Annotated in this window: 21 protein-coding genes; 16 read left to right on the top strand and 5 right to left on the bottom strand. The window is 63.7% G+C overall.

The genetic code is table 11. From position 1 onward, the window contains the following. The coding region (groEL, locus tag NKH93_RS30985; protein WP_352974923.1) for a chaperonin GroEL at nucleotides 1-799 on the bottom strand (799 nt) is incomplete at its 3' end. 101 nt (nucleotides 800-900) lie between these two features. Further along, nucleotides 901-1239, bottom strand: coding sequence for a co-chaperone GroES (locus tag NKH93_RS30980; RefSeq protein WP_352471004.1), 339 nt, complete (start codon nucleotides 1237-1239; stop codon nucleotides 901-903). Between the two features lie 242 nt (nucleotides 1240-1481). On the opposite strand from NKH93_RS30980, the gene NKH93_RS30975 reads away from it, so the two are divergent. Both NKH93_RS30975 and NKH93_RS30970 read left to right on the top strand, forming a co-directional pair. Further along, nucleotides 1482-1754, top strand: coding sequence for a hypothetical protein (locus NKH93_RS30975; RefSeq protein ID WP_352471005.1), 273 nt, complete (start codon nucleotides 1482-1484; stop codon nucleotides 1752-1754). Continuing rightward, nucleotides 1751-2017: a DUF1488 family protein gene (locus NKH93_RS30970; protein ID WP_254819951.1), complete on the top strand. Its 267-nt coding sequence runs from the start codon at nucleotides 1751-1753 to the stop codon at nucleotides 2015-2017. Before NKH93_RS30975 ends, NKH93_RS30970 begins: the two co-directional genes overlap by 4 nt. A 30-nt stretch (nucleotides 2018-2047) precedes the next feature. On the opposite strand, the gene NKH93_RS30965 is transcribed toward NKH93_RS30970, so the two are convergent. Beyond that, entirely contained in the window at nucleotides 2048-2239 is a 192-nt protein-coding gene (locus tag NKH93_RS30965) for a hypothetical protein (RefSeq protein WP_352501784.1), read from the bottom strand. Nucleotides 2240-2264: 25 nt separating this feature from the next. Continuing rightward, complete coding sequence (locus NKH93_RS30960; RefSeq protein WP_352974921.1) at nucleotides 2265-2498, bottom strand: hypothetical protein; 234 nt, start codon at nucleotides 2496-2498, stop codon at nucleotides 2265-2267. Nucleotides 2499-2774: 276 nt separating this feature from the next. On the opposite strand from NKH93_RS30960, the gene NKH93_RS30955 reads away from it, so the two are divergent. From NKH93_RS30955 to NKH93_RS30890, 14 genes are all read left to right on the top strand, one after another. Beyond that, nucleotides 2775-3185, top strand: a complete 411-nt coding sequence (locus NKH93_RS30955; protein ID WP_352471008.1) for a DUF3168 domain-containing protein — start codon at nucleotides 2775-2777, stop codon at nucleotides 3183-3185. Between the two features lie 380 nt (nucleotides 3186-3565). Continuing rightward, complete coding sequence (locus tag NKH93_RS30950) at nucleotides 3566-3865, top strand: hypothetical protein (protein WP_352471009.1); 300 nt, start codon at nucleotides 3566-3568, stop codon at nucleotides 3863-3865. Between the two features lie 64 nt (nucleotides 3866-3929). Continuing rightward, nucleotides 3930-4595 carry a response regulator transcription factor gene (locus tag NKH93_RS30945; protein ID WP_023718390.1) on the top strand — a complete coding sequence of 222 codons (666 nt, stop codon included), beginning with the start codon at nucleotides 3930-3932 and terminating at the stop codon, nucleotides 4593-4595. Between the two features lie 10 nt (nucleotides 4596-4605). Then, a complete protein-coding gene (locus tag NKH93_RS30940; RefSeq protein WP_352471109.1) occupies nucleotides 4606-6033 on the top strand; it encodes an ATP-binding protein in 1428 nt (475 codons plus the stop codon). A 121-nt stretch (nucleotides 6034-6154) separates the two neighbouring features. Beyond that, complete coding sequence (locus tag NKH93_RS30935) at nucleotides 6155-6589, top strand: RT0821/Lpp0805 family surface protein (RefSeq protein ID WP_352471010.1); 435 nt, start codon at nucleotides 6155-6157, stop codon at nucleotides 6587-6589. A gap of 276 nt (nucleotides 6590-6865) precedes the next feature. Beyond that, on the top strand, nucleotides 6866-8002 hold the full coding sequence (gene ccmI, locus NKH93_RS30930) for a c-type cytochrome biogenesis protein CcmI (RefSeq protein WP_352471011.1): 1137 nt from the start codon (nucleotides 6866-6868) through the stop codon (nucleotides 8000-8002). A 3-nt stretch (nucleotides 8003-8005) separates the two neighbouring features. Beyond that, nucleotides 8006-8449, top strand: a complete 444-nt coding sequence (gene ccmE, locus NKH93_RS30925; RefSeq protein ID WP_352471012.1) for a cytochrome c maturation protein CcmE — start codon at nucleotides 8006-8008, stop codon at nucleotides 8447-8449. A gap of 14 nt (nucleotides 8450-8463) precedes the next feature. Next, nucleotides 8464-10452, top strand: a complete 1989-nt coding sequence (locus NKH93_RS30920) for a heme lyase CcmF/NrfE family subunit (protein WP_352471013.1) — start codon at nucleotides 8464-8466, stop codon at nucleotides 10450-10452. After that, entirely contained in the window at nucleotides 10449-10913 is a 465-nt protein-coding gene (locus NKH93_RS30915; protein ID WP_084641257.1) for a cytochrome c-type biogenesis protein, read from the top strand. The genes NKH93_RS30920 and NKH93_RS30915 overlap by 4 nt, the downstream gene beginning before the upstream one ends. 116 nt (nucleotides 10914-11029) lie before the next feature. Beyond that, on the top strand, nucleotides 11030-12586 hold the full coding sequence (locus NKH93_RS30910; protein ID WP_352540748.1) for a Do family serine endopeptidase: 1557 nt from the start codon (nucleotides 11030-11032) through the stop codon (nucleotides 12584-12586). Nucleotides 12587-12985: 399 nt separating this feature from the next. After that, on the top strand, nucleotides 12986-13660 hold the full coding sequence (locus NKH93_RS30905) for a response regulator transcription factor (RefSeq protein ID WP_254819962.1): 675 nt from the start codon (nucleotides 12986-12988) through the stop codon (nucleotides 13658-13660). Between the two features lie 6 nt (nucleotides 13661-13666). Continuing rightward, entirely contained in the window at nucleotides 13667-15136 is a 1470-nt protein-coding gene (locus NKH93_RS30900; RefSeq protein WP_352974920.1) for a sensor histidine kinase, read from the top strand. Beyond that, nucleotides 15136-18102: a bifunctional [glutamine synthetase] adenylyltransferase/[glutamine synthetase]-adenylyl-L-tyrosine phosphorylase gene (locus tag NKH93_RS30895; RefSeq protein ID WP_352974919.1), complete on the top strand. Its 2967-nt coding sequence runs from the start codon at nucleotides 15136-15138 to the stop codon at nucleotides 18100-18102. The genes NKH93_RS30900 and NKH93_RS30895 overlap by 1 nt, the downstream gene beginning before the upstream one ends. 145 nt (nucleotides 18103-18247) lie before the next feature. Continuing rightward, complete coding sequence (locus NKH93_RS30890; protein WP_352974918.1) at nucleotides 18248-18730, top strand: EF-hand domain-containing protein; 483 nt, start codon at nucleotides 18248-18250, stop codon at nucleotides 18728-18730. Nucleotides 18731-18781: 51 nt separating this feature from the next. Here the strand turns inward: NKH93_RS30890 and NKH93_RS30885 are convergent, their stop codons facing one another. Next, nucleotides 18782-21109: a PAS domain-containing sensor histidine kinase gene (locus NKH93_RS30885; protein ID WP_352974916.1), complete on the bottom strand. Its 2328-nt coding sequence runs from the start codon at nucleotides 21107-21109 to the stop codon at nucleotides 18782-18784. Nucleotides 21110-21258: the final 149 nt, after the last annotated feature.

Genomic DNA, 21258 nt, shown 5'->3' with positions numbered 1-21258 from the left:
GCTTGTTGACGACCAGCGTTGCCAGCGCTTCGCCCTCGACGTCCTCGGAGATGATCAGCAGCGGCCTGCCGCTTTGCACCACGGCTTCGAGGATGGGCAGCAGTGCCTGCAGATTTCCGAGCTTCTTTTCGTGGATGAGGACGTAAGGGTCTTCCAGCTCGGCACGCATCTTCTCGGCATTGGTGACGAAATAGGGCGAGAGATAGCCGCGGTCGAACTGCATGCCTTCGACGACGTCGAGCTCCGTTTCGGCGGTCTTGGCCTCCTCGACGGTGATGACGCCGTCATTGCCGACCTTGTCCATCGCCTTGGCGATCATGGCGCCTACGCTGGTGTCGCCATTGGCGGCAATGGTGCCGACCTGCGCGATCTCTGCTGAGGACTTGACCTTCTTGGCGCGCGCCTGAATTTCCTTGACGACGGCGCTGACGGCAAGGTCGATGCCGCGCTTGAGGTCCATCGGGTTCATGCCGGCGGCAACGAATTTGGCGCCCTCGCGCAGGATGGAAGCGGCAAGCACCGTGGCGGTGGTGGTGCCGTCGCCGGCAAGGTCGTTGGTCTTCGAGGCCACTTCGCGCACCATCTGCGCGCCCATGTTTTCGAACTTGTCGGAAAGCTCGATTTCCCTTGCCACGGCCACCCCGTCCTTGGTGACGCGCGGCGCGCCGTAGGCCTTGTCGATAATGACGTTGCGGCCTTTGGGGCCGAGCGTCACCTTGACGGCGTTGTTGAGGATTTCGACGCCGCGCAGCATGCGGTCACGCGCGTCGGTGGAGAATTTGATTTCCTTGGCAGACATGATCTTTTCCAGTTCGGTTGTCGTGGCAAGGCGCTTGCAGCGCCTGAATCAAAGCTCGGAGCGTCCTTTGCGCGCGCGCGGGAGGGCGCGCGGCCTTCCAATCAGGCGGCCTTCTTGGCAGCCACGGTCTTGTCGATGATGCCCGTCTCGCTTTTTTCGATGATGCCCATGATATCGGCCTCCTTCATGATCAGAAGGTCCTCGCCGTCTATCTTGACCTCGGTGCCGGACCATTTGCCGAACAGAATGAGGTCGCCGGCCTTGACGTCGAGCGGGATCAGCGCGCCGCTTTCGTCCCGCGCGCCCGGCCCGACAGCGATCACTTCGCCTTCCTGCGGTTTTTCTTTGGCATTGTCGGGGATGATGATGCCGCCCTTGGATTTGGTGTCGCTTTCGGCGCGCCGAATGACGACGCGATCGTGGAGTGGCCGGAATTTCATGGGGACTCTTTCTGGGGCCAGCTTAGGCGGCCGCCCCTCTCTATAGGCGCCCTGGCACTCGATTGATAGGAGCGCCAAAAAATATTCATAGGGCACATGAAATATTGAACGTATTATCTTGCCTGGTTATCCCCTGGTGTTCGGGCCTTGCCGAATATTAATGAAATTGAATTTCTATCTTTGAACACCTATTTTATGGTGAATTCACATTCACGACTTTCGCTGCAAGGGAGATTTTACCGATGGCCGAAGGCAATCAGAACATCATGGAAAAAGCTCAGGCCCGCTTCATGGAAAATCAAAAGAAGACGGCGGAGCGGAACAAAGCAACTGCCGAATATCTCTCGGAAGCCAAGGCGAGGAGCATCAAAACGGCAAGGCTGAGGGAATTGCGACTGGCCAAGGAAGAGGCGGACCGCGCGGCGGAAGCTCTGAATCCGGTCGCACCAAAGAAGAAGCGGGCGTCACGGGCAGTCAAGAAGGCCGTATCTGCATCGACGGAGGCGAAATCATGAGCCTGACATTTCCCAATCCCAGCCGCAGCTACGACGAGGCAAGCAAACGCATCCGCTTCGTCGGCCATGACGGGATGTTCCAGATTTCCTTCTCTGTCGCAACCGATGCCATCTCCAAGATGCAGCCGGGAACGGCGGCCTCAGAAGCTACCTACCTGGCAGCCTTCGACACGGCTTCCAACTCGATCCACGATGTCGCCAGGAATGCCTATGCCCGCACCCGCAGGAGCATATATGTGCTGACTGCGGCCGATTTTCGCTAGTCCGTCGCGATCCGTCCACAAGACGCTTTGTCAGGGCTTCCGGTCCGCCTTCGCTCGCCGCTTGACGTCGCGACCGTTCAGCCGGTCGACCATCGCGTCCGCATCGCGCGTGTTCAAACTGGCCGTGAGTTGCTGCTTGAGCTCGACCGGCTGGCCGGTGAAGACGTCGAAGACGGTCCAGCTGTGAGGATGTTCCATACGGAGCGCGTAGCGCTTTGCCATCTTGGGTCCTTTCGTTTCCGCCCAATCAATGAATGTCGCTCGATCGGGCCTGGGCGATGAAGAATACTGCCGCCACGACAAGCACCGTCCACAAAACGACGGACAGCTTCAGGGCCAGGCTACCGTACGCCGAGAGCACCTCCCGAGTGTGGTTGACCAGACTCTTGACGGTCATCGACATGGTCGACGCCGCAATCGCGACCGGCGGCGCCTTGGCCCCAAGCTTTCCGAAGACAGGCAGCAGCGACGGCTCGCGCACGAAAAACGACCTCGAATGTCTGGAAACCAGACATCGTCATAGCATCCTTTTTTCGAACTCCTGCATGCCAAATGACTTCGCGCAGGTTGGCATCACCCTCAAGGGTCCGTGGCGCGGACGGCCGGGGCGTCGCGCATTCCAGGAGCAGGGCTTATTGCCGAGATCATGAAGGTTCATAATCCGCATGAGACGCGCTGATTCGCGCTTTGGCGGGATGCCTTCATGCAACGCAGCTACGCAGCCGGGAGGTCGACGCGACGGACGAAGGGAAAGACGATGACCGCGCCGGCCGTCGAATTGCAGAAGGCCATATTCGAGGCAGTGAATGACGATCCCGATTTATCGGCGGCACTGGGCGACGCACGATTGTTCGACCGTGCGCCGGAAAATGTTGCGTTCCCCCACATGACCTTCGGCCGCACCAGCGTCTACGATTGGGCAACGGGAATGGAGAACGACGCAGAACAGTTGCTGACGTTGCATGTCTGGTCGAAATCAGAGGCCAGCAAGGAAACCAATGACATCATGGACCTTGTTAGCACCCGCCTGCGCGATACGGCTCTCTCGCTCGGCGAACATCGCCGCGCCTACCTCAAGCTCGAATTCGCCGAAGCCCGCTACGACGAGGACCTTTCGGCCCATCACGGGCTGCTGCGCTTCCGCGCCGTGATCAAGGACGAGGGCTGACCACCGGGCATTTTTTACAATCCGGCAATTTTGTTCTTGCTTTGTGCCGGCAGCTATGCTACTAATTCGCCTATGGTGCTGATGGCGCCAGCGACCCGCCGCAGAGGCGGGTTTTTATTTCCGGTCGGTTCGCCTGAATCTGCCTTCGGTTGCCGGATCGATTATCGAAGTCGGGGCAAACCTGAAGCGATTGCCTTTCACTGCCAAACGATGCCCGGTTGTCGGCGAAGGATCGGAGGGCTAGGTTAAACTTGGCAATTTCGCGGGATGGGCGGCGAAATGGCAATCCGGTAATCTCGCGCTTCAGGGGTGTGGCGGGCATGCATTCGAGCGTTCACCGTTCATATCACGTTCAGCACCGGCGCGTTAGAACGCTGACCATGAAAACCCTTCGCTCCCACTTCCGGACCGCGGCACTGGCGCTGTCAGCCGCCGGTCTGCTTGCGTCGCAGGCGATGGCGATCCCCGTTGTCGTGCCCGAGCAGCCCCAACCGGTCGTCCTCGCCGCCTCCGACTGCTATGCGATCGGCCAGCAGGTGGCCGAGCAGAATGGCGGCACCTTGGCCAAGGCCTCGCAGTCGACACGCGGCGGCCAGCCCGTCTGCGTCATCGTCGTGCTGGTTCCGGGCAAGGAAGGGCAGCGTCCGCGTCGCTCGGAGATCGTCGTTCCGCTGAACTGAACCGTGCCGTTTCCCAGACTGCCGGAATCGGCCTATATCTGAACAGCTTCAACAGGCCTTCCGCATGCGCGTACTCGTCGTCGAAGATGACAAGGATCTCAACCGGCAGATCGGCGACGCGCTGGTCGATGCCGGCTATGTCGTCGACCGCGCTTTCGACGGCGAGGAAGGGCACTTTCTCGGCGACACCGAGCCCTACGATGCCGTGGTGCTCGACATCGGCCTGCCGCAGATGGACGGCATCAGCGTGGTCGAGCGATGGCGGCGCGGCGGCCGCAAGATGCCGGTGCTGATCCTGACGGCACGCGACCGCTGGAGCGACAAGGTTGCCGGCATCGACGCCGGCGCCGACGACTACGTCACCAAACCCTTCCACATCGAGGAAATCCTGGCCAGGGTGCGGGCCTTGATCCGGCGTGCTGCCGGGCACGCTTCGTCCGAACTGACCTGCGGGCCGCTCCGCCTCGACACCAAGGCCTCCAAGGCCGACGTCGACGGCGTGCCGCTGAAGCTGACCTCGCACGAATTTCGCTTGCTTGCCTATTTGATGCACCACATGGGCGAGGTGGTGTCCCGGACCGAGCTGGTCGAGCATCTCTACGACCAGGATTTCGACCGCGATTCCAACACGATCGAGGTCTTTGTCGGACGGCTTCGCAAGAAGATGGGCATCGACATGATCGAAACTGTTCGCGGCATGGGCTACCGCATGCGTAAGCCGGAGGCGTAACGCGGAACCGCTGCCTACAAAACCCGCCGTCTCGAACACGCCGTCGCTGCGGTCATGGCCGCGTTCGGTGGCGTTTCGCGTCATCGCCTTTTCCACGGTCTGGGCGATCCTCACTCTGGTCGTCATCTTCACCTTGATCACCACGCTCTATCGCCAGGCCAGCGAGCGCGGTTTCGACAGCCTGCTTTCGGCGCATCTGTTCAACCTGATCGGCTCGGTCGGCGTTTCTGAAAGCGGCCAATTGACCGGCGCCCCCGACCTTGGTGATTTGAGGTTCTCGGAACCGAATTCCGGCTGGTACTGGTCGGTCGAGCCTGCCTCGGAAGGCGTGCACGGCGATCTCCATTCGTCGTCGATGACCAAGGCGATCCCGTCGCCAAGCGTTGCCGAGGTGCCCTTCAATGCCAGCTTCCAGCGCAGCTATTCAGCGGACGGCATCGAAGGCGAGCAGTTGGAGGTGTTCGAGAGCGAGTTCGTGCTCGATGCGAAAAACCGCGCCGCGCGCTTCCGCGTCATGGGCAACCAGACCGAGCTCGAGCAGGAAATCGCCACCTTCCAGCGGCGCCTTTTGACCTATCTGTCGCTGTTCGGCGTCGGCATGATCGCCATCAATGCGATTGCCATCCTGCTCGGCCTGCAGCCGCTGCGCCGGGTCAGGAATGCGCTTGCCATGGTGCGCGAAGGAACCGCGCAGCGCCTAGATGGCCGTTTCCCGGCCGAGATCGAGCCGCTCGCCAACGAGACCAATGCGCTGATCGAGAACAACAGGCGTATCGTCGAGCGGTCGCGCACGCAGGTCGGCAACCTCGCGCACTCGCTGAAGACGCCGCTTGCCGTGCTGCTCAACGAGGGACGGGCGCTGGGTGGCGCCAAGGGCCAGCTGATCGCCGAGCAGGCCGCTTCCATGCAAAAGCAAGTGGACCATTATCTGCAACGTGCTCGCGTCGCCGCGCAGCGCGACAGCGTCGTCTACCGTACGCCGGTGGCGCCGCTGGTCCAGCGCATGGTTCGGGTGCTGCAAAAGCTCAACCCGCAGACGGCGCTGTCGCTGTCGCTGCCGGCCACCGACATCGTCTTTGCCGGCGAACGCGAGGACCTGGAGGAGCTGCTCGGCAATCTGCTCGACAATGCGATGAAATGGGCAAGGAGCGCGGTCGCCGTTTCGGTCAAGCCAATCTCCAGCAAAGGTGGCGCTGGCACGGAAGGCGCAGCCAACCTGTTCGAGATCAGCATCGAGGATGACGGCCCCGGCATTCCCGACGACAAGGCGCGCGAGGTGTTGCAGCGCGGCCGGCGGCTCGACGAGACAAAACCGGGCAGCGGGCTCGGACTTGCCATTGTCGCCGACCTTGTCAACGAGTATGGAGGCTCTCTGGCGCTGGAACGATCCATCATGGGTGGATTGAAGGCGATGGTTCGATTGCGGAGCCTTCAGTAATGCTTTTCCAGATTGCTTTTCCAGGTGGCTGGCTGCGGCCAAATTTCCGACAAACATCGACATTATGGCCGCGCCAGCTGCTGACAGCGCGGCGGTCCAGCTCAAGAAAGCCGGTATTGGCATGAAGATTCGCGTCGCGCTCGTTTCCGCCCTGCTCGCCGTCTCCGGCTGCACGACGCTCGGCAAGGGCCCGGCCGTTACGGTGACGCCGGCCTTGACGCCCCCCAGCGGCGCCAAGGTGGCGACGACGATCATCTCCGCCATGGGCGGCGGCCTCGTCGGCGGCTCTATCGGCGCCGGCCTGAGCGAGACCGAGAAGCGCAGCGCGCTCGAGGCGGAATACAAGGCGCTTGAATACACGGCGAGCGGCCAGAAAGTGGCTTGGAAGAGCGACAGTTCGGCCCATCGCGGCGAAGTGGTCGCCGCCCAGCCCTATCGCGTCGGCTCGCAGGACTGCCGGCAATACACCCATACGGTGTTTACCGGCACCGCCGGCGCCACCGCGCGCGGAACCGCCTGCCGCAATGCCGACGGCAGCTGGACGCCGCTGACGTAGAGCAATTCCAGGAAAAGTGTGAAACGGTTTTCCGTCCGGAATTGCGCAACAAAGACGCCCGGCCGTCGATCCGCCGATACCGATCCGGCACTAAAGCGCGTCGCGTTCGACCGTCGTCATGCGACGCGCTATAGGTTCTTGTTTTGATGCATGGTCGTTATCGCAAAACCGCTGCACACTTTTGCGCGACATGCATTATCGATCGGAGCGGCCCCGCCAAAGCGTCGCAGCACGCTTGTGTTGGCAGGGCAAGGGTCTCGTTCTATTGGAAGAGCCATGCTGTTTTGGGTCATAGCCGCACTCCTGACGCTGGGCGCAAGCTTGGCGGTGCTGCTGCCGTTGGCCGGCGGATCGAAGAACGCGTCCGCTGCCGGCGATCACGACCTTGAAGTCTATCGCGACCAGCTGGCCGAGCTTGACCGCGATATGGCGCGTGGCCTGATCCGGCCAATGGAGGCCGAAGAGGCACGCGCCGAAATCGCCCGCCGCATCCTTCGCCTGAGCAATGCCGGCCACGCCGACGAGACGGCGACGCAGCCGTCGCGGTCGACAAGGCTGGTGGCGACGGCGGCCGTGCTGCTGGTTCCGCTGGTCAGCTGGGGCCTCTATGGCCAGCTCGGCTCACCCGACCTGCCGTCGCAGCCGCTCAGCGAACGCCTGGCCAAGAACCCCGCCGACAGCTCGGTCGACGAGCTGATAGCCCGCGCCGAGGCGCACCTGGCGGCCAACCCATCCGATGGCCGCGGCTGGGACGTGCTGGCGCCGGTCTATCTGCGCATGCAGCGATACGCCGATGCGGTGACCGCCTATCGCAACGCCATCCGCCTCGACGGCGACAGCGCCGCCCGCCAGGCGGGTCTTGGCGAGGCGATCGCCAATGCGGCCGGCGGCATTGTCTCCGCCGAAGCGCAGGCGGCTTTCGAGGCGGCGTTGAAGCTCGATCCGGCCAATCCGAAGGCCTCGTTCTATCTCGCCATGGGCATGGCACAGGAAGGCCGCATAGCTGAAGCCACGGCGGCCTGGCAAAAGATGCTTGCCGCCTTGCCGCAGGGCTCGCCGTGGCGCGGCGCCGTCGAGCAGGCGCTGGCCGAATCCGCCGCCCGCAGCGTCGCTTCTGAGGCGCCCGCGAAAGGGCCGAGCGCCGAGGATATCGATGCTGCCTCCTCGATGTCGCCGCAGGACCGGCAAGCCATGATCAGCACCATGGTTGCCGGCCTCGACGAAAGGCTTCGGCAAAATCCGCGCGACGAGGAAGGGTGGATGCAGCTCGTTCGTTCCTATGCCGTGCTGGGCAAGACAGATCAGGCGCGTGACGCGCTCAATCGCGGTATCGCCGTCTTTGGCGCGGACAGTGACCAGGCCAGGAAATTCACCGCCTTTGCCGCCTCGCTTGGCGTGACGGCGACGGAGTAGACGATGACGCGCAAGCAGAAACGACTGTCGGTGATCGCAGCGGGGCTGGGGTTTCTCGGTGTTGCCACGGGGCTGACCTTCTATGCGCTTGGCCAGAAGGCCTCCTATTTCTACATGCCGGCCGATCTGGCCACCGCCAGCCTTCAGCCGGGCCAGCGCATAAGGCTCGGCGGTCTTGTCGAAAAAGGCACGGTCGAGCGTGGCCAAGGCGCCACCGTCGCCTTTTCGGTGACCGACAACCAGAAGGACGTCAAGGTCACCTATACCGGCATTCTTCCCGACCTCTTCCGGGAAGGACAGGGCGTGATCACCGAAGGCTCGTTTGGCCCTGACGGAATCTTTGTCGCCGACAGCGTGCTGGCCAAGCATGACGAGACCTATATGCCCAAGGAAGTGGCCGACGGCCTCAAGGCCAAGGGCGTATGGCAGGAGAGCAAGAGTGACTAGCGGGTGCGGTGACAATGGTTGAAACCGGACATTTCGCCCTGGTCCTGGCGTTTGCGCTGGCCCTGGTGCAGACGATGGTGCCGCTGTTCGGTGCGCGCACCGGCAACCACAAGATGATGGCCGTCGGCGCACCGGCCGCGCTGACCGGCTTTGCCTTGACGGCGCTGTCTTTCGTGGCGCTGGCAACCGCCTACGCCGGCTCCGACTTCTCGGTTGAGAGCGTCTGGGAGAACTCGCATTCGCTGCAGCCGCTGATCTACAAGATCACCGGAACCTGGGGCAATCACGAAGGTTCGATGCTGCTCTGGGTGCTGATCCTGACCTTCTTCGGCGCGCTCGTCGCCGTCTTCGGCGGCAATCTTCCGGCGACGCTCCGGGCCAATGTGCTTGCCGTGCAGGGAGCGATCGGCGCCACTTTCTTCCTGTTCATCCTGACGACGTCGAACCCGTTCGTCAGGCTCAATCCGGCGCCTATCGAGGGCCGCGATCTCAACCCGATCCTGCAGGACCTCGGCCTCGCCATCCATCCGCCGCTGCTTTATCTCGGCTATGTCGGTTTCTCGATCTGCTTTTCCTTCTCTGTCGCTGCCCTCATCGAGGGCCGCATTGACGCTTCGTGGGCGCGCTGGGTAAGGCCGTGGACATTGGTTGCCTGGATGTTCCTCACCGGCGGCATCGCCATGGGCTCCTACTGGGCCTATTACGAGCTCGGCTGGGGCGGCTTCTGGTTCTGGGATCCGGTCGAGAACGCATCCTTCATGCCGTGGCTGGCGGGCACGGCGCTGCTGCATTCGGCGATCGTCATGGAAAAGCGCTCGGCGCTGAAGATCTGGACGCTGCTTCTGGCGATCCTGACCTTCTCGCTGTCGCTGCTCGGCACCTTCCTGGTGCGTTCCGGCGTGCTGACCTCGGTGCACGCATTCGCCACCGATCCGACGCGTGGCGTGTTCATTCTCTGCATCCTGACGCTGTTCATCGGCGGCTCGCTGGCGCTGTTTGCCTTGCGCGCCTCCCGGCTGACGGCCGGCGGCCTGTTTCACCCGATCTCGCGCGAAGGCGCGCTGGTCCTGAACAATCTGTTCCTGACCACCGCCACCGCCACCGTGCTGGTCGGCACGCTCTACCCGCTCGTCGTCGAAGCCCTATCTGCCGACAAGATTTCGGTCGGCGCGCCGTTCTTCAACCTGACATTCGGCCCGCTGATGGTGCCGCTCTTGGTCGTCGTGCCGTTCGGGCCGCTACTCGCCTGGAAGCGCGGCGACATTTTCGCGGTCGCCCAGCGCCTGATGGCGGCTTTCGCGGCGGCGCTGCTCGCGGTGCTGGTGACGGCCCTGTTCATCGATGGCGCTTCGGTGTTGGCGGCACTCGGTGTCGGCCTTGCCTTCTGGCTGATCTGCGGCGCGCTCACCGATCTCGCCGTCAAATCCGGCTTCGGCACCGTCGCGCCCGCCACCATGCTCAGGCGCTTCGCCGGCCTGCCGCGCTCGGTCTTCGGCACAGCGCTTGCGCATCTCGGCCTCGGGCTGACAACGCTCGGCATTGTCGGCACGCTTTGCTTCGGGACCGAAAAAATCCTGTCGATGCATGCCGGCGAGACCGTCGAACTGTCCGGCCACAAGCTGCGCTTCGAGGGGCTCTACCCGGCCCAGGGGCCGAACTACAGTGAGGATCGCGGCCGCTTCGCCCTGCTTGGCGCCGACGGTAGCGTCGCAGGCGAGATCACCTCGGCCAAGCGCTCATATCCGGTGCGCCAGATGACCACAACCGAATCCGGCATCAGGACGATCGGCTTCAGCCAGCTCTATCTTTCGCTTGGCGACGAGGGCAGCGATGGCTCTGTGGTCGTTCGTCTGTGGTGGAAGCCGCTGGTGACGCTGATCTGGGGCGGCGCACTGGTGATGATGGCGGGCGCGGCGATGTCGCTGCTCGACCGCCGCCTGCGCGTCGGCGCACCGTCGCGCCGCAAGGCTGCGGCCGGCGTGCCATCGGCGAGCCCGCAATGAAAAGGGTCACGCTGGCCTCGCTGGTCCTGCTGCTGGCGCTGTTGTTCGCCGGCGCCGCGCAGGCGGTCAAGCCCGACGAGGTGCTCGCCGACCCGGCACTCGAGGCGAGGGCCCGCGCTTTGTCGGAAGGCTTGCGCTGCATGGTCTGCCAGAACCAGTCGATCGACGAGTCCGATGCCGACCTCGCCCGCGACCTGCGCATCCTTGTGCGCCAGCGCCTGGTCGCCGGCGATACCGACCGGCAGGTGATGGACTATGTCGTTTCGCGCTACGGCGAATTCGTGCTGCTGAAGCCGCGCTTCAATCTGCGCAATGTTTTGCTCTGGGGGACGCCAGTTCTTCTGCTGCTCGTTGGCGGGACATTCATCCTGCTGGCCGCCCGCTCGCGCCGTTCGACGGTGACCGCTGCATTAACTGCCGAGGAACAGGCGGCGCTGGACAAGATGCTCCGCCGCGATTGATCGATACATTACGAAAGTTTCATGTACCGGAAATGGCGCCGTAATGTGCGGCCCTCTATTTCCTTTGTCGAGGATGCCAATCAAGGGGCGTCCCTTGAAAAGAGGATACGATAACCATGAATGTTGCCCCCAATTCATATCTACGCACCCGCAAACGCCTTTTGGCCGCAGCCGCATCCCTGGCCATTGCCGGCGCGATCGGCTTTGGTGCTGTTGCCACCGGGACAGCCCCGGTGCTGGCCGACGCCGTGCGTGTCGAGGCACCGCAGGTCCCGAGCTTCGCCGATGTGGTCGAGCGCGTTTCGCCGGCGGTCGTCAGCGTGCGCGTCAAGGCCAAGATCCAGTCGACGGCCGATGACGGTTCCGGCCAGATGGACGACGAGGACGGTTTAGGCAATCTTCCCGACAACCCGCAGCTGCGCCGGTTTTTCCGCGAATTCCGCGGCTTTGGCGATCAAGGCGGCGATCAGGGCCCGAACGGAATGCGCCGTTTTGGACACCGTGACCGCAACAACGACCAGCCGCGGCCGGTGGCGCAAGGGTCCGGTTTCTTCATCTCCGATGACGGCTATCTCGTCACCAACAACCATGTCGTCGAGGAGGGCACCGCCTTCACCGTGGTGACCAATGACGGCAAGGAACTCGACGCCAAGCTGATCGGCACCGATCCGCGCACCGATCTTGCGGTGCTCAAGGTCGATGACGGCAACAAGTTCACCTATGTCGACTTCGCCGATGATTCCAAGGTTCGCGTCGGCGACTGGGTGGTGGCTGTGGGCAATCCGTTCGGCCTCGGCGGCACGGTTACCGCAGGCATCGTTTCGGCCCGCGGCCGCGACATCGGCGCCGGTCCCTATGACGACTTCATCCAGATCGACGCCTCGGTGAACCGCGGCAATTCGGGTGGCCCGACCTTCAACCTCAACGGCCAGGTTGTCGGCATCAACACCGCGATCTTCTCGCCCTCGGGCGGCAGCGTCGGCATTGCCTTCGACATTCCCGCTTCGACCGCCAAGCAGGTCGTGCAGGATCTGATGAAGAACGGCACCGTGCAGCGCGGCTGGCTCGGTGTCGAGATCCAGCCGGTCACCCCCGAAATCGCCGAGTCGCTTGGCCTTGGGTCCGGCAAGGGCGCGCTCGTTGCCAGCGCGCAGGACACCGGTCCCGGCAAGAAGGCCGGCATCACCGCCGGTGACGTGATCACCCAGGTGGACGGCAAGGACGTTGCTTCGCCGAAGGAACTCGCCCGCCTGATCGGCGCTTACCCGCCCGGCAAATCTGTCGATGTCACGGTGTGGCGCAACGGCAAGAGCGAGGCGGTCAAGGTCGATCTCGGCAAGCTGCCGTCGAGCGACAAGCAGGCCTCGGCCGACCAGCAGCCTGCCCCAGCGCCGAAGACCGACACGCTCGCCGATCTCGGCCTGACCGTCACCAAGTCTGACAATGGCAAGGGCCTTGTGGTGACCGATGTCGACCCCGACAGCGATGCCGCCGATCGCGGCATCCAGCCCGGCGACGTCATCACCTCCGTCAATTCGGCGGAAGTGAACGGCGCCGGCGACGTCGACAAGGCGATGGCCGACGCGGTGAAGTCCGGCCGCAAGGCGGTGCTGATGCAGATCACCCGCGACGACAGCAACCGCTTCGTCGCACTGCCTGTCGCCAAGGGCTGAGCGCATGACCCCGAACACGTATTCCGTTTTCGGAAAGGCACATGCGCCGATTCAAGGTGCTAGAGCGCCCTTTGCGCGTTCAAGAGGACGCGCGGCGCTCTAGTGGTCGACTTTTCCGGTGCGGCGGTTTTCAACACCCCCGAGCCGCCGCACGGGAAAGCACGGGGCCTGAATACGTTCGTCAGTCATCGTGTTCCGCCCCAGCGGCAGCGGGCTTCCCATCGCCCGCTGCCGCTCGAACATGCCGCTCAAGGCGTGAAGCGGTTTTAGGCTACGACATGCTAAAACAAAGACTTACCGCGTATCCCTGAATCAATTTGTTCGCGATACGCCATGGAGAAGGCCACGATGCATATGCCGGCCACTCAATCTTCCAGCGAAATCGCGTATAACGGTTCTATGAAGATTCTCGTCATAGAAGACGATCGCGAGGCAGCCGACTACCTGCAGAAGGCGTTCGCCGAGGCCGGCCATACCGCCCATGTCGCCGGCGACGGCGAAACCGGCTTCGCGCTCGCCGATTCCGGCGACTATGACGTCATGGTCGTTGATCGCATGATGCCGCGCCGCGACGGCCTGTCCGTCATTGCCGGGCTCAGGTCCCGGGGCAATACGACACCCGTGCTGATCCTGTCGGCGCTCGGCGAAGTCGACGACCGGGTCACCGGTCTGCGCGCCGGCGGCGACGACTATCTGACCAAACCCTACGCCTTTTCGGAACTGCTCGCCCGCGTCGAGGTGCTGAACCGCCGCGCCAGCGCCAGGGAAGCCGAAACCGTCTACCGGGTCGGTGATCTCGAACTCGACCGGCTGTCGCACTCGGTGCGCCGCGCCGGGCGCGAGATAACGCTGCAGCCGCGCGAGTTCCGCCTGCTCGAATATCTGATGCGCCATGCCGGCCAGGTGGTGACGCGCACCATGCTGCTCGAGAATGTCTGGGACTACCATTTCGATCCGCAGACCAACGTCATCGACGTTCATATCTCGCGGCTGCGGGGCAAGATCGAGAAGGGCTTCGACAAGCCGATCCTGCACACGGTTCGCGGCGCCGGCTATATGCTGAAAAGCGGCTAGAACCCCATGGCTCTTTCCGTGCCGGCCATCATGAAGACGACGGCAGCGCGGCTTTCAGCGCTTTATCTTCTGCTTTTTGCGCTGTGCGCGGTGTTGCTGGTCTTGTACATGACCTCGCTCTCGGCGCGCATGCTGACCGCCCAGACGCAGGAGACGATCAACGACGAGGTGCTCGGCCTCGCCCGCGCCTATCAGCGCGGCGGCCTGCCGCTGCTGGTCCGCGTCGTCGAGCAGCGCTCCCGCCAGCCCGGCGCCAATCTCTATCTGATCGCCGATGCCAACGGCCAGATCCTGACCGGAAACGTGCAGAGCCTGGAGCCGGGCGTGATCGAGGCCGAGGGCTGGACCACCGAGCCGTTCTCCTACCGCCGCTTCGGCGAGGGCGAGCTCGAGCGGCAGCGCAACCCGGTCTCCGACCCGAACGAGCCCGCCCAGAGCGAAGTACAGGCCGAAGGCGAGAAGGGCCATAACGCCATTGCCCTGGTGCTGCGCCTGCCCAACCAGATGATCATGCTGGTCGGCCGCGACCTCGGCGAGCCGGAGCGCTTCCGCGCCGTCATTCGCCGCGCTCTGATGCTGGCGCTCGGTATGATGGGCGTCGGCGGGCTGCTGATCTGGTTCTTCGTCGGGCGCGCGGCGCTGAAGCGCATCGACAGCGTGTCGGAGGCGAGCCGCCGCATCATGGGCGGCGATCTTTCCGGCCGGCTGCCGGTCACCGGCGCCGGCGACGAGTTCGACCGGCTGTCGGAAAACCTCAATTCCATGCTGGCCAGGATCGCCACGCTGAACGAGGGCCTGAAGCAGGTCTCCGACAACATCGCCCACGACCTGAAAACGCCGCTCACCAGGCTGCGCAATCGCGCCGAGGCGACGCTTTCCGGCAAGCACAACACCAGCGACTACCGGCAGGCGCTGGAAGGAACGATCGCCGAATCCGATCAGCTGATAAAGACCTTCAACGCCATCCTGATGATCTCGCGACTGGAAGCTGGCTATTCCTCGGAAAGCACCACCAGGGTTGATCTGGCCGCTGCCGTGCACGACGTCGTCGAACTCTACGAGCCGGTAGCGGAGGAGGCGGGCGTGACGCTCGAAACTTCGGTGCAAGGTTCCTTCGCCGTCAACGGCAATCGCGAGCTGATTGGCCAGGCGCTGTCCAACATCGTCGACAACGCGATCAAATATTCGACCGACTCGACCTCCAGGCCTACGGTTCGCGTGACGCTGGAGCGTGTCGGTAGCGAGATCAGACTCGCCGTCTCCGACAACGGCCAGGGCATTCCCGACGATGTCGACCGCGCCAGGGTGACCGAGCGTTTCGTGCGGCTGGAAAAGAGCCGCTCGCAGCCGGGTTCCGGCCTTGGCTTGAGCCTCGCCAAGGCGATCATGACATTCCACAATGGACGGCTTGAGCTTCTGCCCGGCAATCCCGGATTGTCGGTCGTCATGAGTTTTCCCGGGCGGGAGGATCGCTGATGGTTGCGAGGATGGCAGTGCGACGCCTCGAAACGGACTGGCTGTTGAAGCCAGCGGTAGAGCTCGTTCCGCTGGATGCAAGCCGCGCCAGGCAGGAATTGTCGGAGATCGCCGACGCCGCGCGGCAAAAGGAACTGCCGCGACTGGCGAAATTTCTCGCCGGCAAGGGGGTCGTCCAGGATTTCCTCGCCGCCGTGTTCGACCTGTCGCCGTTCCTGCGCGATACCGCGCGCCGCCGGCCACGGATACTCGATGCGCTTTTCGACGGGAGCGTCGAGGCGCGGCTGTCATCGATCGGCGCCGCGGTCGACAAGGCAGCACGCGTAGAGGCCGTCTCCGAAAGCAGCCTGATGATGGAGCTGCGCCAATGCAAGGCGGAGGCGCATTTCCTGATCGCCTTGGCCGATCTCGCCGGCGAGGCCGAGACCTCGCTGACGGTGCGGCGACTGAGCGACCTTGCCGACGCCTGCACGCGTGCGGCTGTCGATTTCCTGCTCCGCGACGCGCATGAGCAAGGCAAGCTCCGATTGCCGGATGCCAAAAATCCGGCGCGACGCTCGGGCTGGATCCTGCTCGGCATGGGCAAGCTCGGCGCGCTTGAGCTGAACTTCTCCTCCGACATCGACCTCGTCGTCTTCTTCGACCCCGATGCGCCTGCCGTCGTCGATCCGCTCGATGCCACAGAGCTGTTTTCGCGCCTGACCCGCCGGCTTGTTCGTATCCTCCAGGACCGCACCGAGCACGGTTACGTCTTCCGCACCGATCTCAGGCTTCGTCCCGACCCCGGCTCGACGCCGCTGGCGATCCCGGTCGAGGCGGCGCTGCGCTACTATGAGGCGCGCGGCCAGAACTGGGAGCGCGCCGCCATGATCAAGGCCCGCCCGGTGGCTGGCGATCTTGCCGCCGGCGCCGCGTTCCTGAAGGAACTCCAGCCCTATATCTGGCGCAAATACATGGACTATGCGGCGATTGCCGACGTCCATTCGATCAAGCGCCAGATCCATGCCCACAAAGGCCATGGCGAGGTCGCGGTCAAAGGCCACAATGTCAAGCTCGGTCGCGGCGGCATCCGCGAGATCGAGTTCTTCGTCCAGACCCAGCAGCTTATCGCCGGCGGCCGCTTTCCCGAACTGCGCGGCCGCGAGACCGTGCCGATGCTCGGCGAGCTCGCCGCGCGCGGCTGGATCACCGCCGACGCGCGCGATGCGCTCACCAGGCAATACTGGTTCCTGCGCCGCGTCGAACATGCCATCCAGATGGTTGCCGACCAGCAGACGCATATCCTGCCGGAGGACGAAGAGGGGCTGGAGCGCGTCGCCCGCATGCTGGGCTTTGCCGATGCGGCAGGCTTTGCCGAAACGTTCCGCGCGGCGCTGCACCAGGTCGAGCGCCACTACGCAGCGCTGTTCGAAACCGCGCCGGAGCTTTCGGCCGGCATCGGCAATCTGGTCTTTACCGGGGACGTCGACGATCCCGATACCTTGCAGACCTTGCAGCGGCTCGGCTTCCAGCGGCCGAGCGACATCTGCCGGGTTATCCGCGGCTGGCACTTCGGCCGCTACCGCGTCACCCGGTCGGCGGAGGCGCGCGAGCGGCTGACCGAACTGACGCCGGCGCTGCTGCAAGCCTTCGGCCAGACGCGGCGGGCGGACGAGGCAGTGATCCGCTTCGACGAATTCCTTGCCGGCCTGCCTGCCGGCATCCAGCTGTTTTCGCTGCTGCAGTCGAATCCGGCTTTGCTGAAGCTGATGGCGACTATCATGGGCGCGGCACCGCGGCTGGCCGCCATCATCACGCGCCGGCCGCATGTCTTCGATGGGCTGCTCGATCCGGCGCTGCTGAGCGAACTGCCAAACCGCGCCTATCTGTCGGCGCGCCTTGCCGCCTTCCTCGAAGGCGACAGAGCCTATGAAGACGTGCTCGACCGGCTGCGCATCTTTGCTTCGGAGCAAAAATTCCTGATCGGCGTCAGGCTGCTTGCCGGGTCGATCGACCCGTCGCGCGCCGGCCGCGCTTTTTCCGATCTCGCCGATCTGACCATCGAGGCGGCATTGCAGGCGGTGATGGCGGAATTCGCTTTGCGTCATGGCTATATTGCCGGCGGCCGGGTCGCGCTGCTCGGCATGGGCAAGCTCGGCAGCCGCGAACTGACGGCGGGCTCCGACGTCGACCTCATCCTGCTCTACGATCACGACGCCGATGCGGAGGAGTCCGACGGCGACAAGCCGCTTGCCCCGTCGCATTACTACAGCCGGCTGACGCAGCGGCTGATCGCCGCCGTTTCCGCGCCGACCGCCGAGGGCGTGCTCTACGAGCTCGACCTTCGCCTGCGGCCGTCCGGCAACAAGGGGCCGGTGGCCACCCATGTCGAGGCCTTCAAGAAGTATCAGCGCCAGGACGCCTGGACATGGGAGCACATGGCGCTGGCGCGCGCCCGCGCGATCGGCGGCGATGCCGAGCTCTGCCGCGAGATCGAAGGGGACGTTGCCGCAGTGCTCGCTCTGCCGCGCGATCCAGCCAAGGTGATGGCCGAGGCATCCGAGATGCGCGCCATGGTCGACAAGGAGAAGCCGCCGCGCGATCCCTGGGACATCAAGCTGATCCCGGGCGGCCTCATCGATCTCGAATTCATTGCCCAGGTTGCGCTGATAACGGGAAAGATCGAGGCAGGCCGCAGGGCCACCGGCACGGCTGAGGTCCTGTCGCGCCTGGCGCCGGATTTCGCCAACGCCCAGGTCAGGCAGGAACTGGTGGATGCCTATTCGCTCTATCTGGCGCTGACCCAGATGATACGGCTTTGCCTCACCGGCGCGTTCGAACGCGACGACGTTCCGCCAGGGCTTTCCGATCTGCTTCTTGCGGTCACCGACCTGCCGGATTTCGGGGTGCTTGAAGCGCACCTCAAGGAGACGTCGCAGAAGGTCAGAAAGGATTTCAACCTTCTGCTTCGTGCGAAACAACCGTGACGGCAACCAGCCGTACGGGCGAGAGCATCGGGCCCAAAATTGCGACCTGCTTTGGGAGGTTCCGATGTTCAATCAAAGAGATAGAGCGGGGGATTGAAGGTCCGCCGCTCTAGCATCGGGGGTGACGATGCAACAGGAGAAGACCATGAGAAAGACAACCAGACTTGCACTCGTTTTCGCAGCCCTGGCCGGCGCCGTCGGCACCGCTGCCTATGCAGACGAGCACTCCGTGGCCGGGCCGCGCGACGGCATGATGATGCGCCTCGGCAAGGTCATGAAGGACAATGACGGCACGATCACCTTCGACCAGTTCTCCGACGCCATGAACGCGCGGCTGAAGAAGATGGTCGCCGACAATGGCGGCAAGCTGACCGTGGCACAGCTCGCCGACGCGCTGGAGAAAGCACGCTTCGAGCAGATGGCCAGGCGCATCATCGCCCGTTACGACACCAAGGGCGACGGCACCCTGACCGCCGATGACATCGCAAGCCGCCAGAAGAAGGTCTTTGCCATGCTCGACCGTGACAATGACGGGAAAATCGAGAAGAACGAACTGCCGAAGGGTCTTCCCGGCGGTCACCGCCAATGGGACGGCGGGGGCAATGATGACACTGACGGCGTGCAGTGAGAATTTGACAACGCTCCGGCGGTGTGAGCCGCCGGAGCCTTATTTTGTCATTCAGGCAGCCGCCCTGACCGCCTGCGCGGCTTTCTTGATCGGGATGCGTACCGAGACGATCGTGCCGACGCTTTCGGTCGAGCGGATCTTCAACGCGCCACCCTGAAGCTCGGCCAGCGAGCGCGAGATGGCGAGGCCGAGGCCGGAGCCGGCATGGCTCTTGGAGAACTGGTTTTGCACCTGTTCGAATGGCCGCCCGAGCTTGCTCAGCGCCGCCTTCGGGATGCCGCAGCCATTGTCCTCGATCGTCAGGATCAGCGCGCTGGAAATGCTGCGGGCTCTGACCGAGATGTGGCCGCCTTGCCCGGTGAACTTCACCGCATTGGACAGAAGGTTGATGAGGATCTGCTTGATCGCCCTGCGGTCGGCGAACAGCGTCAGCGAATCGGCGATGCGGGTTTCGACGGTGATCGACTTTTCGGCCGCCTGCAGAGAAACGACGCGAACCGTCTCCCTGATGAGCGGGCAGAGATCGATTTCTTCCTGATCCAGGGCGAACTGGCCGGCCTCGATCTTCGACATGTCGAGGATGTCATTGATCACACCGAGAAGATATTTGCCGCTGCCGTTGATGTCGGTGGCATACTCTTCGTAGCGCGGCGAGCCCAGCGGCCCGAACAGCCGCCGCTCCATCAGTTCCGAGAAGCCGATGATCGCGTTGAGCGGGGTGCGCAACTCGTGCGACATGTTGGCCAGGAATTCGGATTTGGCCCGGTTTGCCGCTTCGGCGCGCTCGGTTTCCTTCATGTATTTGCGATTGAGTTCGACGAGCTCGCGCGCCCGTTCTTCTTCCGCGCGGCGGGCAAGGCTGAGGTCATGGATTGTCGCCATCAGCCGGCGCTCGCTGTCGACCAGCTTCTCCTGGTGCAGCTTGATCTGGGTGATGTCGGAGCCGACAGAGACGGTACCGCCGTCCCTTGTCCGCAACTCGTTCACCTGCAGCCAGCGGCCGTCGGCAAGCTGGCGCTCGAAGGTAACGCCTCCCTGCGGTCCGTTGGTGTTGGCAAGCCGCCGCTCCGAGGCGAAGGCCAGCATGCGTTCCTCCAGAACGGCGCGCGGAGCGCCCGGCATCACGTCGCGATCCAACAGGCCGTTGTCCTGCTGGTATTTGGAATTGCACATGATCAGGCGCTCGGACGAATCCCACAGCACGAAAGATTCGTTGATGTTTTCGATGGCCGTCCTCAGGCGCAGGTCCGCCGCTTCGGAGCGCAGCGCCAGATGCCGCTGCTCGGTGACGTCGACGGCGATGCCGATCAGCTGGATCTCCGGCGCTTCCGGGTCGATAACGTGTGCTCTTGCGCGCATCCAAACCCATTGCCCGTCGGCATGGCGCATCCGGAACACCTGGTCGATATGGTCGATCTCGCGTGCGACGATCCTGTTGGCGAGTTCGAACAAATCGCCGTCCTCGGGATGAATGATTTCATCGACTTCGCCGAACGACAGCATCGTGTCACAAGGCTCGTAGCCCAGCATGTCGTACATCGAGCGCGACCAGTACATCTTGCCGCGCACCATGTCCCAATCCCACAGGCCGCAGCGGCCGCGCACCAGCGCCATGTCGATGCGCTGGTGGGCTTCGAGATAGATGCGATCGGCGGCCTGGGCGCGCGCCGCCTGGCCGAAATAGGCGTAGAGGATGATGATCAGCACACCGGCCGTCAGCACGAACAGCGTGACGTTGAGTGAGACCGTCTTGCGCCAGGCGTCAAAAACTGCCTCCCGCGGCACGAACGCTGCCGCGGCACCCCTTCGGCCATTCGCCAGGCTCACTGCCGCGTACCAGTCCTGTCCGCCGATGCTGACCTCCATCACCCCGGCGCGGTCGCCGAACATGAACAGCGGCTGCCCGCCCTGTACGACGCCATCGAGCGACCGGCCCTCCCAGTGCATCGACTGCGGCGATACGGCAATGATCTTGAAGGCGCTATCGGTGATCGCCAGTACGTGGCTTCGGCCCATCGCGCCCTGACGACCGGTGCTCTCCAGCAGGTCCTGGATCGCGCCGGGCGTGGAACCCATGGTCGCATCGGCAGCGATCGAACTGGCCAGTTGGCCGGCGGCCAGCGCAAGGATCGCCTTGGCGTCGCGCTCGATCTCGTCGCGCTCGTTCATCAGTGACAGAAAGCGCAGTACTGCGATGATCAACAGAAACATGATAATGAGGGCCGGTATCGATCGCCGCAACAGCGGCTCGGCTGCCAGCAGCCGTCGGTAGGCAGGTTCGGCGATGAGCCGCGTATTGCCCGCGAGACCGTCGCTTCGCGCCTCGCGCCGCCCAAAAGCCGTCCCACCGGGCGCGCCCCACGCGTCCGCCTTCGCCATAAATGGCACTCCCCGATTTTCTGTCCCGCTTGACGATCCGGCAACGCCGCACTTCCGAATCGTCACTAAAGAATCAAAGGTGATTCGCCTTGTCCAGAGGCGCGGCGAAAAAAGATTAAAAATCGACTAAAATAACTGGGTTTTCGGGG

The organism is Mesorhizobium sp. M0954, from assembly GCF_040319155.1.
Classification (GTDB): Bacteria; Pseudomonadota; Alphaproteobacteria; order Rhizobiales; family Rhizobiaceae; genus Mesorhizobium.
This window is presented reverse-complemented; position numbering and strand designations above follow the sequence as displayed.